The following is a 12,788-nucleotide window of genomic DNA, read 5'->3' on the forward strand; positions in this document are numbered from 1 at the left end:
GGATTCCTAATGAGTTGTTGAGTCTACCGATTCGATCTCTGCGGAACTTGATGTGGATCAATAAAATGCGCTGTCCAGGACATTGCACTTTGGCATGGAAACTACCTTTCCGCTAGCTTCCCGCGTTTCTGCGCATCCTGTAAAATCCGGCCATGAGTAAATTATCCCTGGACCGCATCCTGCAATCGCAGGGTTATGGCACCCGCAAGTACTGCCGCTCCCTCATCGAGGATGGCGAAGTGAGCATCAACGGCGTGGTGCACGACAACTATAAAGCCGGCATCGAGACCGATGGCCTGGTGATGACCATCTTCGACGAAGAGTGGGTATATCGTGAGCATTTGTACATTGCCCTGCACAAACCGGCCAACTTCGAGTGTTCGCGCAAGCCCAGCCACCACCCCGGCGTGCTGACCTTGCTGCCGGAGCAGTTCACCTGGCGCGACGTGCAGCCGGTCGGCCGGCTCGACCACGACACCACCGGCATGCTGCTGATGTCCGACGATGGCCCCTTCATCCATGCGCAGTCGTCGCCCAAGCGCCATGTGCCGAAGATCTACCAGGCCACCACGCAAGAACCGGTCACCGATGAGCTGGTCGCGCAGTTGCTGGCCGGCGTGCAGTTGCACGACGAGCCGGCGCCACTGGCGGCGCAAACCTGCGTGCGCCGTGGCGAGCATCTGCTCGAGATCGTGCTCGAGCAGGGTAAATACCACCAGGTCAAGCGCATGCTGGCCGCCGCCGGCAACCATTGCAGCGCGCTGCACCGGTCGGCGATCGGCGGGCTGACCCTGGAGTCGCTGGGCATCGCCGAGGGCGAGTGGTGCTATCTGACGGCCGAGCAACTGGCCTTGCTGGCGCCGGCGGCAGCGTCCGCGCCATGAAACTGGCCACGTTGAAGGACGGCACCCGCGACGGCCAGCTGGCCGTCGTCTCGCGCGACCTCAAAACGGCGCAACTGGCCGACGGCGTGGCGCGCAGCCTGCAGCGCGCGCTCGACGACTGGAGCTTCATCGCCCCGCAACTGGAGGCGATCTACCAGGACCTGAACCAGGGACGGGCGCGCCGCGGCTTCGATTTCGAACCGGCCAACTGCATGGCGCCGCTGCCGCGCGCCTTCCAGTGGGCCGACGGCTCGGCTTACGTCAATCATGTCGAGCTGGTGCGCAAGGCGCGCGGCGCGGACATGCCCGATTCGTTCTGGGACGAGCCGCTGATGTACCAGGGCGGCAGCGACGATCTGCTGGGCCCGACCGACGATATCGAACTGTTCCACGAGCAGTGGGGCATCGATTTCGAAGCGGAAGTGGCCGTGATCACAGACGATGTGCCCATGGGCGCGACACCGGACCAGGCGCACCAGCGCATCCGGCTGCTGATGCTGGCCAACGACGTGTCGCTGCGCAACCTGATTCCGGCGGAACTGGCCAAGGGCTTCGGCTTTTTGCAAAGCAAGCCGGCCACCAGCTTCTCGCCGGTGGCGGTTACGCCGGACGAGCTGGACGATGCCTGGAAGGGCGGCAAGGTGCATTTGCCGCTGCGCTCGACGTGGAACGGCAAGCTGGTCGGCCAGCCGCACGCCGGCGTCGATATGGTGTTCAATTTCCCCAAGCTGATCGCCCACCTGGCGGCGACGCGCAACGTGCGCGCCGGCACCATCGTCGGCTCGGGCACGGTGTCCAACAAGGACGCCAAGCGGGGCTATTCCTGCATCGCCGAGCAGCGCGCGCTGGAAATGATCGCCGGCGGCGAACCGGTCACGCCGTTCATGGCCTTCGGCGACACTATCCACATCGAGATGCTCAACAGCGACGGCAAGTCGGTGTTTGGCGCGATCGACCAGAAGGTCGTCCAAAAGACAAGCTAGCCAAACTGATAATTGCCGTGCGGAATCAGTGAGCAAGCACTGAAATACCGCCGTATTCGACCGATGGTCGTGTCCTGCCGCACTCGATAATGGCAACATCGAAATCCATCACGCGCCAGGCCGACCATGTCAGAAGATAGCGACGCAGAAAAGACCGAACCCGCGTCAGCGAAGCGCCTCGAGCAGGCGCGCGAGGAAGGCGACGTTCCCCGATCGCGGGAAGTGGCCACATTTACCGTGCTGATGGCCGCCGGCGCCGGCCTGTGGCTGACCGGCGACGGTCTGGTACGACAACTCAATTCCGCCCTGGTGTCCGGACTAACCTTGACCCAGGAGCAAATCTTCAATGCCGATGTGCTGGTCAACCGCATCCTGACCGACGTGGTGCGGGTGATGATCGCCTGCCTGCCGCTGGGCGTGGCGGTGATGCTGGTCGCGCTGGCGTCGCCGCTGCTGGTGGGCGGCTGGCTGTTTAGCGGCAAGGCCTTCATGCCCAAGTTCAGCAAGCTCAATCCCATCACCGGCATCGGCAATATGTTCTCCAAGAACGCGCTGGTCGAGCTGTTCAAGGCCATCGGCAAGGCGCTGGTGGTCGGCGTGGTCGCGTACCTGGTGATCATGAAGCAGAAAGACGCGGTGATCGGCCTGGCGGTCGAGCCGCTCAAGCTGGGCACCGTGCACCTGCTGAATATGCTCGGCAGCAGCTTCCTGTTCATCGTCGGCGCGCTCGGCCTGATCGCCGCCATCGACGGTCCCTACCAGATGTGGCATTACGCGAACAAGCTGAAGATGACGCGCCAGGAGATGATCCAGGAATCGAAGGAGTCCGACGGCAATCCGCAGATCAAGGCCAAGATCCGCCAGCTGCAGCGCGAGATGGCGCGCCGCCGCATGATGGCCGACGTGCCGACCGCCGACGTGGTGGTGACCAACCCGACCCACTACGCGGTGGCGCTCAAGTACAGCGACGGCATGCGCGGCGCGCCGAAGGTGGTGGCCAAGGGCACCGACGAGGTGGCCGCCAAGATCCGCGAGATCGCCAAGGACAGCAAGGTCACCTTGCTCGAGGCGCCGGCGCTGGCGCGTGCGCTGTACAAGCACACCGAGATCGGCGACGAGATTCCGGAGCAGCTGTACGCGGCCGTGGCCGAGGTGCTGGCCTATGTCTTCCAGCTGCGCCTGTTCAGCAAGGGCAGCGGCAACCGTCCGGACGTGCCGAAGACCCTCGATGTGCCGCCAGAGCTCGATCCACTGAACCCGGCCTATATCCCCAAGCACGGCAAGAAACCAGATTCGAATAACGGAGCTTCCGCATGAACGCAATAAGCAACATCAAACTGCCGCCATGGTTGCAGGGCATCGCCAACAGCAAGAACAAGGCGAGCCTGGCCGCGCCTATCCTGATCATCATGCTGCTGGGGATGATGGTGCTGCCGCTGCCGGCGTTTGTGCTCGACATCTTTTTCAGCTTCAACATCGCGCTGGCGGTGATCGTGCTGCTGACCAGCCTGTACACGGTCAAGCCGCTCGACTTCATGGCCTTCCCGACCATCCTGCTGGTGTCGACCATGTTGCGGCTGTCGCTGAACGTGGCGTCGACCCGCGTGGTGCTGACCGAGGGCCACACCGGTCCGGACGCGGCCGGCAAGGTCATCGAGGCCTTCGGCCACTTCCTGATCGGCGGTAACTACACGGTGGGCCTGGTGGTGTTTATCATCCTGACCATCATCAACTTCACCGTGGTGACCAAGGGTGCCGGCCGGATCGCCGAAGTGGGCGCCCGTTTCGCGCTGGACGCGATGCCGGGTAAGCAGATGGCGATCGACGCCGACCTTAATGCCGGCCTGATCGGCGAGGCCGAGGCGCGCAAGCGCCGCAGCGAAGTGTCGCAGGAAGCCGAATTCTACGGCGCGATGGACGGCGCCAGTAAATATGTGCGCGGCGATGCGATCGCCGGTATCCTGGTCACCGTGATCAACGTCATCGGCGGCTTGCTGGTCGGCGTGATCCAGCACGAGCTGGCGTTCGGCGAGGCGATCAAGCTGTACACGCTGCTGGCCATCGGTGACGGCCTGGTGGCGCAGATCCCGTCGCTGATCATTTCGGTGGCGGCCGGTATCGTGGTCTCGCGCGTCGCCAGCGACGAGGACATCGGCACCCAGATGGTGGGGCAGCTGTTCGCCAAACCGCAGGTGCTGTACATCACCGCCGCCATCATCGGCGGCATGGGCATCATTCCCGGCATGCCTAACCTGGTGTTCCTGCTGCTGGCCAGCGTGCTGGCCGGCTCGGCCTACCTGATGAGCAAGCGCGCCAAGGCGGGCGGCGCCGAAGCGGCCACCGCAGCGGCCGAGGCCGCCGAGCCGGCCGCCGCGCCCGAGCAGGAGGAGGCCAGCTGGCAGGACATCATGCCGGTCGACACCCTGGGCCTGGAGGTGGGCTACCGCCTGATTCCGCTGGTCGACAAGACCCAAGGCGGCGAGCTGCTCAAGCGTATCAAGGGCATCCGCAAGAAGTTCGCGCAGGAGGTCGGTTTCCTGGCGCCGCCGGTGCACATCCGCGACAACCTGGAACTCAAGCCGTCGGCCTACCGCATCACGCTCAAAGGCGTCGAGGTCGGTTCGGGCGAGGCCTTCAACGGCCAGTTCCTGGCGATCAATCCGGGCATGGCCAGCGGCACCTTGCAAGGTTTGGTGACCACCGATCCGGCCTTCGGCCTGCCGGCCACGTGGATCGACGCCGGTCTGCGTGACCAGGCGCAAGGCATGGGCTACACGGTGGTCGACGCCGGCACCGTGGTGGCTACCCACCTGAACCATTTGATCACGACCCATGCGTCGGAGCTGCTGGGCCGCGCCGAGGTGCAGTCGCTGCTGGACCACCTGGGCAAGGAAGCGCCCAAGCTGGTGGAGGATCTGGTGCCGAAGATGGTGTCGCTGTCGACCTTGCAGAAAGTGCTGCAGAATTTGCTGATGGAAGGCGTGCACATCCGTGACATGCGGTCGGTGATCGAGACCTTGGCCGAGCATGCGGTGCACACGCAGGACCCGAACGACCTGACGGCGCTGGTGCGCATCTCGCTGGGCCGGGCCATCGTGCAGCAGCTGTTCCCTGGAGCGGCCGAGTTGTCGGTGATGACCCTGGATAACCGTCTGGAACGCTTGCTGATGCAGGCGCTGGCGGCCAGCGGGCCGGACGGCGCGGGCATCGAGCCGGGCCTGGCCGACACCATCGCCCAGCAAGCCCAGCAGGCGGCGCAGCAGCAGGAGGCGCTGGGGCTGACGCCGGTGCTGCTGGTGCCGGGTCCGCTGCGCGCCTTGCTGTCGCGCTTCCTGCGCCGCGCCTTGCCGCAATTGAAGGTGTTGTCGCATGCGGAGATCCCGGAAACCAAAACGATCCGCGTGACGGCGCTGGTGGGGCAGCAGTAACGGGAAGGTTGAGCGGTTCGCGCTCGTCGTTCATCCGGGCGGCCTAGACTGGCCGCATGGATGACGATTTCGACTCGCCGTGGAAGGAAGTGGTCACGCATCACTTTCCCGAGTTCATGGCCTTCTATTTTCCGCAGGCGCACGCCGCGATCGACTGGTCGCGGCCGCATGATTTTCTGGATCAGGAATTTGCCGCGTTGACTCGAGACGCTGAGCTCGGCAAGCGCATCCTCGACAAGCTGGTGCGTGTCCATTTGCTCACTGGCGACGAACAGTGGGTGCTGGTGCATCTGGAAATCCAGGGCCGCCACGACACGGATTTCGCCGAACGCATTTTCGTCTACTGGCGCATTTGCTCACGCAGGCAACCAAAGGCGACGTGCATCGGCGACGCACAGCCAAATGGCGATTGACCAAGCTACTGTATGAGCGGGATTGGGATCGTCGGCGTATCATCAACCTCTATCGCGTGATCGATTGGATCATGTCCTTGCCACCGGAAATGGATGCGCGGCTGCGCGACGATATCTTGTATTTCGAAAGGAGAAACACCATGGCTTATATGTCTTCCATCGAGCGCATTGGCATGGAGATCGGCCGGAGACAAGGGCTAAAAGAAGGACTGCAAGAAGGGCTGCAGGAAGGCCGCCGGGAAGCGCTTGCCGAAACCCTGGCTTTGTTGTTAAGCCAACGTTTCGGCGAACCCGATGCGGTGGTCAGCGGCCGGCTGAAAGCGGCCACCGCAGATCAGCTCGCCGCCTGGACCAAAAACGTCCTCGCCGCCCCCAGCTTGCCAGAGGTTTTCGCTAACAAATAGACAAGCTTCACCGCCAAGGTGAAATGCGGCCCCTTTCCGGCCCTGTTCATCGGATCGTTTCCTAAGTGCATCGTCAATAATGGCACTGTCCGAGTAGAAAAGCGTCTCATCCGGTAGACGCGCTACTCAAGCTACAGGAGTCGATGATGGCCAAACCTACCTCGCAAGCACGCGCCGCCCAGTTCCTGGGGAGCCAGCCATGAACGTCAAAAAATTCAGCGCGCCGACTTCGCGCGAGGCGTTGCGCAAGGTGCGCGAATCGCTCGGCCCGGACGCCGTGATCCTGTCGAACCGCCAGTGCGATGGCGGCGTCGAAATCCTCGCGCTGGCCAACGACGACGCCGCGTCGCTGTCGTCGCCGGCGCCCCATTCGCCGATGGCCGATCCGATGCCGTCGCTCGACCTGAACCTGCCGCAGCGCCGCGTCGAGCAACGCATGGAGCCACGCTTCGACAACCGCGCTGCCGAGATCCCGGCCGAGCCGGTGCGCCGCGTCGTCGCCTCGCCATCGTCGTACGCCAGCAAGACCGCCGCAGCTGCCGCCGCGGCTCCAGTGCAGCCGCGCGCACCGTCGCTCGACGTCGACCAGATCACCGCGATGGTCGCCTCGGCCGTCGCCAGCGCCAAGCAGAACGCCGCCGCCGAAATGCAAGTGATGATGGGCGAAATCCGCGCCATGCGCGGCATGATGGAAACCCAGCTGGCCGAAATTTCCTGGGGCAGCACCCAGGCGCGCGAGCCGCAGAAGGCCGCCGTGCTGCGCGAGATGCTGGCCGCCGGTTTCTCGGCCAGCCTGGCGCGCTACCTGATCGAAAAGCTGCCGGCCGACCGCGACGCCGCCGACAGCATGCGCTGGATTAAAACGGTCCTGACCCGCAACCTGTCGGCCATGGCCAACGAGGATGCGCTGATCGACCAGGGCGGCGTGTTCGCGCTGGTCGGCCCGACCGGCGTTGGCAAGACCACCAGCACCGCCAAGCTGGCCGCGCGCTGCGTGATGCGCCACGGCCCGGACAAGCTGGCACTGATCACCACCGACGCCTATCGTATCGGCGCCCACGAACAACTGCGCATCTACGGCAAGATCCTGGGCGTGATGGTGCACTCGGTGAAGGACGAAGCCGACCTGCGCATCGCCCTCAAGGAACTGCGCAACAAGCACACCGTGTTGATCGACACCGTCGGCGTCAGCCAGCGCGACCAGATGGTCACCGAGCAGGTCTTGATGCTGCAAGGCGCCGGCTCCGACGTCAAGCGCCTGCTGTGCCTCAACGCCACCGCCACCCAGGAGACGCTCAACGAAGTGGTGCGCGCCTACCAGGGCAGCGGCCTGGCCGGCTGCATCATGACCAAGCTTGACGAAGCGGCGGCGATCGGCAACGTGCTCGATGTCGTCATCCGCCAGAAGCTCAACCTGTTCTACGTATCGAACGGCCAGCGCGTGCCGGAAGACCTGCACCTGGCCGATCCGGCCTACCTGATCGACCGTGCTTTCAAACTGAAACGCGACGCCGTCAACACCCAATACCTCGATGCGGAGCTGCCGATGCTGATGTCCAACGCCGCCAACGACCTGGCGATGCGCGAGGTGCACCTTGGCTAATTTCGATTTCGACCAGGCGGAGGGACTGCGCCGCATGCTGGCGGGGCCCAAGCCCCGCATCGTCACCTTCCTGTCGGCCACGCCGCAGGACGACAAGGGCGCCATGCTAGTCAACCTGGGCGCTTCGCTGGCGCGCGCCGGCAACGACGTGTTGATGATGGATGCCTGCGCCAGCGCGCACGGCGTGGCCACGCGCCTCGGCGTCGACGGCGGCGCCAGTTTGCTGAACGTCGCGCGCCAGGAGTGCGCGCTCAATCAGGTGATCCACCAGGTGCCGCAGGGTTTCGCTGTGGCGTCAATGACACGCGGCGCGCTGCGCAGCGGCCCGGATGAAACGCGCCGCCTGGCCAAGGCTTTCGACGTCCTGGTCAAGCAGACCGGCATCGTCATCGTCGACGGCGAATTCGACGGCGAGGCTTTCCCGGTGCCGGTCATGGCCAGTTCCGAGATCGTGGTGCAGGTGTCGAACAGCGCCACCTCGATCAAGGCCGCCTACAGCATGATCAAGCGCCTGAACCAGGAATTGGGCCGCCGCCCGTTTGGAATTCTGGTCACCGGGGCTTCCGAATCGGAAGCAAAAGTGGTATACGATAATATGGCGCAAGCGGCAAGCCGCTATCTGGCCGTGAACCTGGTCTCGATGGGATCCGTGCCGGCCGACGAATACCTGCAGCGCGCCGCGCGTCTGGGTCGCGCGGTGGTCGACGCCTTCCCGCTGGCCGGCGCGTCGGTCGCTTTCCGTCAACTGGCGGGGCGCCTCGCGCTGGCCGGTTCGCCGTCGGTCGCACGTTCACTGTGAGCGGAAAGGGCGGGCGGCGAAGATCCTGGCGCATAGCTAATTATCAATGAACCATCAATAAGAATATAAACATCAGGCTATGTACACGGTCAAAGGGAAAGCGGACAAGAATTCTTTGCTGACGGAGCATATGCCGTTGGTCAAGCGCCTTGCCCATCACATGAAGGCGAAACTGCCGCCCAGCGTCGAAGTCGACGATCTGGTGCAAGCCGGGATGATCGGCCTGCTCGACGCCATCAGCCGTTACGAGGACACCCACGGCGCCCAGTTCGAGACCTATGCCGTGCTGCGCATCCGCGGCGCCATGCTCGATGAACTGCGCAACAGCGACTGGCTGCCGCGCTCCATGCGCCAGAACATGCGCAAGATCGAAACGGCGATGAGCACTTTGCAGCAGCGCCTGGGCCATCCGCCGACCGAGTCGGAAGTGGCCAAGATGCTCAAGCTGTCGCTGGCCGACTACCAGGAGATGCTGTCCGACGGCGGCGGCCACCAGCTGGTGTATTACGAGGATTTCCACGCCGACGACGGCAACGACAGCTTCCTCGACCGCTACTGCTCGGACGAGGAGAGCGATCCACTGCGCTCGCTGCTCGACGGCGACTTCCGCCAGGCCGTGATCGACGCCATCGACGCGCTGCCGCCGCGCGAGAAAATTTTGATGGGGCTGTACTATGAAGAGGAGCTCAACTTGAAAGAAATCGGCGCCGTGATGGGCGTATCGGAATCGCGCGTATCGCAATTGCATACGCAGGCCGTCGCGCGCCTGCGCGCCTCGCTCAGGGAGAAGTCGTGGACTGGGCCAGTGTAATCGGTGTATTGCTGGCGCTGGCCGGCATCGCCGTCGGCCAGACGCTGGAGGGCGGCAAGCTATCGTCGCTGCTGCAGCCGGCCGCCTTTGCCATCGTCGTCATCGGCACCTTCGGCGCCGTGCTGCTGCAGACCAAATTCCGCACCTTCGTGCGCGGCCTGAAGATGCTGCGGCTGGTGTTCGCGCCGCCCAAGGACACGCGCGCCGTGCTCGCGCGCGACATCAACGCCTGGAACCTGGCGGCGCGCCGCGACGGCCTGCTGTCGCTGGAGCGCTACATGCTCGCCTCCAAGGACAAGTTCAACACCAAGGGCCTGCGCCTGATCGTCGACGGCATCAATCCCGACAAGCTGCGCCACCTGCTCGACACCGAGATCACCGCCTACGAAACCGAGGAGCGCCAGGCGGTGCGGATCTGGGAATCGGCCGCCGGCTACTCGCCAACGATCGGCATCCTCGGCGCCGTCCTGGGCCTGATCCACGTGATGGAAAACCTCACCGATCCGAGCAAGCTTGGCGCCGGCATCGCCGTCGCTTTCGTCTCGACGATCTACGGCGTGGGCCTGGCCAACCTGTTCTTCTACCCGGTGGCCAATAAACTCAAGGCCATCGTCACGCAGGCCGTGCACCAGCAGGAGATCGCCGCCGCCGTGTTCTACGACATCGCCACCGGCGACCACTCGCGCGTCATCGACGAGCGCATCGCAACGCTGCTGCGGGAGCACTGACATGCAGTACCAGTACCGGCGCGCGCGCAGGAAGTTCGACGAGGAAGTGGAGAACCACGAGCGATGGCTGATTTCCTACTCGGACTTCATCACCTTGCTGTTCGCGTTCTTCGTCGTGATGTACGCCATCTCCTCGGTCAATATCGGCAAGTACAAGGTGTTCTCCGACGCCTTGGGCGATGCCTTCGGCGGCGCCGGTTCGGCCGAGCCGATTAACACGCAGGTGCAAAACCTGCCCATCCCCAATCCCGGCCTGAAGCGCCGCACCGAAATGCTGCGCAAGGAAAAGGAGCAGATGACCAAGCTGGCGCAGGACTTGTTGTCCACGTTGGCGCCGCTGGTCAAGGAGGGCAAGGTGCGGGTGACGCAGAACAGCCGTGGCGTGAGCGTCGAGATCAACGCCAGTGTGCTGTTCGATCCGGCCGATTCGCGCCTGACGGCCGATTCGGTCGAAGCGCTGCGCGCGGTCGCCGCGCTGCTCAAGGACGACAGCCACAACGTGCAGGTCGAGGGCCACACCGACAATCTGCCGATCAGCACATCGCTGTATCCATCGAACTGGGAATTGTCGGCGGTGCGCGCCAGCAGCGTGGTGCGCCTGTTCATCGACTCGGGCGTGGCGCCCGGGCGCCTCACGGCGGTCGGCTTCAGCTCCAACGTACCGGTGGCGCCCAACGACAACCCGATCGGCCGCGCGCGCAACCGCCGCGTCGCCGTCACCATCCTGTCGGGCATCCCCGATACGGTCACCGAACTGCCGACGACGCCGGCGCCGACAGCACCCGCGGCCACCCCGGCCCGATAATCAAAAACACGCTAAACCAGGTAGGGCGGATTAGCGAAGCGTAATCCGCCATGCCCGCGCCAACGCAGCGCACGCAGCGCCAACAAAGGCGCTTCGCAATTTACCAAGGGAAAGTGATCAGCCGGCCAAAAAGCCGCGGCTACGCGGAATCGTGCTCGACATCCCGCTGGCGCTGTAGAAGTTATTCGCGCCGGAAGACAAAGGTTGCAACGCCTGCAACGCGCCCTGGGTATGGCCCATCTGTTTGTTGATCAACATGCCGTTGACCCGGTTCAGTTCCTTGGCCTCGCGCGTGTGCTCGAGCAGCTGTTTCCACGACTGGCCGATCTGCTCGTCGGCGCTGGCGGCGATCCACGCCTCCATGCCCGATTCCTGCGCGGGAAAACCTGCCTTGCCCAAGGCGCGATGGCGCTGGGCCGACAACAGCGTCATTTGCGCGATGAGCGCGGTTTTTTTCGCCGTGACCGCTGGCAAACCGTCGATTTCCGCAGTCACCAGCAATTGCTGCTCCTGTTTGAGCAGCTCGAGCAGCGTGGCCATGATCTGCGCTTCTTCACGCAGATTGTTGAGCGGGGTGACGGTTGACATGGCTATCCTATCGTTTCCTTGAGTGCAGCAGATCCTTGACTGTATCCAGCAAGCCATCCGCTACTTTTTCCGAGTTGACCTGGAACTGGCCATCGGCGATTGCCAGCTTGATGCGCTCGACTTTTTTGGTGTCGAACACGCCGCTGCTGCCGCCGGCCGCACTGGCCGCCATGGCCTGGCCCTGGGGCGACAGGCGCACACTTTCCGAGCTGGCGGCGGTCGGCGCCGGCGCAGCCTTGTCCGCGCCGCGCGCGGTCGAGGCGGGAGCCGCGTTCGACGCCGGCAAGCCGGTCGTGTTCTTTAATGTATCGTTGATTTTCACAGCATCATCCTTCTCTGGTTGGGACCTAAAGCCCCGGGATCTGAGTATTTAACGGCGCCTGCTCGAAAAACTTTAGCCTCGCGCGTCATCAGAACCCTGCGTTCGATCAAAACGCCACCTCCACCAGTCCGCCTGCCTTGGCGATTCCGGTGATTTGTTGCCCACCGGAAGTTTTAACCTGAACCACCTGACCGTCGCCCGCCGTGCCCATGGCGCGCGCCTCGGCCGAGACGCTGAAACCGGAACCGTTCGACACCAGCCGCACCAGTTGTCCGGATTGCACCACCGGCTTGGTGCGCAATGTGTCGATCCGCATCGGCGTGCCGGGCGGCAAGGAGCTGTTGCTGCTGCGGCCGACCACCTGGCTGATGTCGGTGGCTATACCTGCCGGCAACATTGTCAAATCGCCTTGCAACATCACCAACTGGCCCGCTTCGATGGTCTGGCCCTGCGCCAGCGGCGCGGCGCTGGCGACGTATTCGCCAATGACCGTCACGCTGGCTTGAATATATACCGTCCAGGCCGACGGTGTCGCACAGCGCACGCCGACGGTGGTCTTGCCCCAGGCGCGCGCGCCGGGCATGAAAAAGGCTTGCGGCGCCGGGCAGGGGGCCAGGCTCATGCGCGGGTCGATGGCGCCCACGGTCACGCTCACCTGGCCGGGCAGGCCGCCGGTTTGCACCTGCAGGAACTCTTCCACGGTGCGCTTGAGCGCGGCGCGGTCGTGATAGGCGGCCTGGCGCGGCTGGGCCTGTTGGCCGGGCTGGGCAAGCTGGTTTTGCCGGGCCTGCGCGGTCGCGGCGGTCGCCGACAACAGGGCGATGGCGGCAAGCCGGATGGCGGATTGTGCAAGTTGTGTATGGCGCGATGTCATGGCGTAGGTTTCCCCTTCAATATTGCCATCATAGTCCCGCGGGCCCGACTTGAAACCTTGAATAGCGCGGAAAAGCGGGTGCTTCTCTGTCGATGGTTCACTGAGGCAACTCCGTATGATGAATCCTGTCATAACAAGTTCGTCCA

General features: G+C 64.0%; 14 protein-coding genes. 11 read left to right on the forward strand and 3 right to left on the reverse strand.

Going from position 1 to position 12,788, the window contains the following annotated elements; genetic code table 11:
• Positions 1 to 152: 152 nt before the first annotated feature.
• From ACZ0BA_RS29275 to motD, 11 genes are all read left to right on the forward strand, one after another.
• Positions 153 to 884: a pseudouridine synthase gene (locus ACZ0BA_RS29275; protein WP_463454645.1), complete on the forward strand. Its 732-nt coding sequence runs from the start codon at positions 153 to 155 to the stop codon at positions 882 to 884.
• The gene (locus ACZ0BA_RS29280) at positions 881 to 1,867 is read left to right on the forward strand and encodes a fumarylacetoacetate hydrolase family protein (RefSeq protein WP_463454646.1); all 987 of its coding nucleotides are present in this window, start codon (positions 881 to 883) and stop codon (positions 1,865 to 1,867) included. The genes ACZ0BA_RS29275 and ACZ0BA_RS29280 overlap by 4 nt, the downstream gene beginning before the upstream one ends.
• Before the next feature lie 126 nt (positions 1,868 to 1,993).
• Entirely contained in the window at positions 1,994 to 3,184 is a 1,191-nt protein-coding gene (gene flhB, locus ACZ0BA_RS29285; protein ID WP_463454647.1) for a flagellar biosynthesis protein FlhB, read from the forward strand.
• Entirely contained in the window at positions 3,181 to 5,295 is a 2,115-nt protein-coding gene (flhA, locus tag ACZ0BA_RS29290) for a flagellar biosynthesis protein FlhA (protein WP_463454648.1), read from the forward strand. Before flhB ends, flhA begins: the two co-directional genes overlap by 4 nt.
• 56 nt (positions 5,296 to 5,351) lie before the next feature.
• Positions 5,352 to 5,708 (forward strand): hypothetical protein, encoded by a 357-nt coding sequence (locus tag ACZ0BA_RS29295; RefSeq protein ID WP_463454649.1) that lies wholly within the window; start codon positions 5,352 to 5,354, stop codon positions 5,706 to 5,708.
• On the forward strand, positions 5,705 to 6,112 hold the full coding sequence (locus ACZ0BA_RS29300; protein WP_463454650.1) for a hypothetical protein: 408 nt from the start codon (positions 5,705 to 5,707) through the stop codon (positions 6,110 to 6,112). The genes ACZ0BA_RS29295 and ACZ0BA_RS29300 overlap by 4 nt, the downstream gene beginning before the upstream one ends.
• Positions 6,113 to 6,311: 199 nt before the next feature.
• Entirely contained in the window at positions 6,312 to 7,715 is a 1,404-nt protein-coding gene (flhF, locus tag ACZ0BA_RS29305; protein ID WP_463454651.1) for a flagellar biosynthesis protein FlhF, read from the forward strand.
• Entirely contained in the window at positions 7,708 to 8,514 is an 807-nt protein-coding gene (locus tag ACZ0BA_RS29310) for a MinD/ParA family ATP-binding protein (protein ID WP_463454652.1), read from the forward strand. Before flhF ends, ACZ0BA_RS29310 begins: the two co-directional genes overlap by 8 nt.
• Before the next feature lie 79 nt (positions 8,515 to 8,593).
• Complete coding sequence (locus ACZ0BA_RS29315; protein WP_463454653.1) at positions 8,594 to 9,325, forward strand: RNA polymerase sigma factor FliA; 732 nt, start codon at positions 8,594 to 8,596, stop codon at positions 9,323 to 9,325.
• Positions 9,307 to 10,053 carry a flagellar motor protein gene (locus tag ACZ0BA_RS29320; RefSeq protein WP_463454654.1) on the forward strand — a complete coding sequence of 249 codons (747 nt, stop codon included), beginning with the start codon at positions 9,307 to 9,309 and terminating at the stop codon, positions 10,051 to 10,053. The genes ACZ0BA_RS29315 and ACZ0BA_RS29320 overlap by 19 nt, the downstream gene beginning before the upstream one ends.
• Position 10,054: 1 nt before the next feature.
• Positions 10,055 to 10,858: a flagellar motor protein MotD gene (motD, locus tag ACZ0BA_RS29325; RefSeq protein WP_463454655.1), complete on the forward strand. Its 804-nt coding sequence runs from the start codon at positions 10,055 to 10,057 to the stop codon at positions 10,856 to 10,858.
• Between the two features lie 117 nt (positions 10,859 to 10,975).
• Here motD and ACZ0BA_RS29330 read toward each other — a convergent pair whose 3' ends face one another.
• The 3 genes from ACZ0BA_RS29330 to flgA form a co-directional block, all read right to left on the reverse strand.
• On the reverse strand, positions 10,976 to 11,446 hold the full coding sequence (locus ACZ0BA_RS29330) for a flagella synthesis protein FlgN (RefSeq protein WP_463454656.1): 471 nt from the start codon (positions 11,444 to 11,446) through the stop codon (positions 10,976 to 10,978).
• 7 nt (positions 11,447 to 11,453) lie between these two features.
• Positions 11,454 to 11,768: a flagellar biosynthesis anti-sigma factor FlgM gene (gene flgM / locus ACZ0BA_RS29335; RefSeq protein WP_463454657.1), complete on the reverse strand. Its 315-nt coding sequence runs from the start codon at positions 11,766 to 11,768 to the stop codon at positions 11,454 to 11,456.
• A 106-nt stretch (positions 11,769 to 11,874) separates the two neighbouring features.
• Positions 11,875 to 12,642: a flagellar basal body P-ring formation chaperone FlgA gene (flgA, locus tag ACZ0BA_RS29340; RefSeq protein ID WP_463454658.1), complete on the reverse strand. Its 768-nt coding sequence runs from the start codon at positions 12,640 to 12,642 to the stop codon at positions 11,875 to 11,877.
• Positions 12,643 to 12,788 lie beyond the last annotated feature (146 nt).

The sequence above is a fragment of the Duganella sp. AC917 genome, from assembly GCF_979258245.1.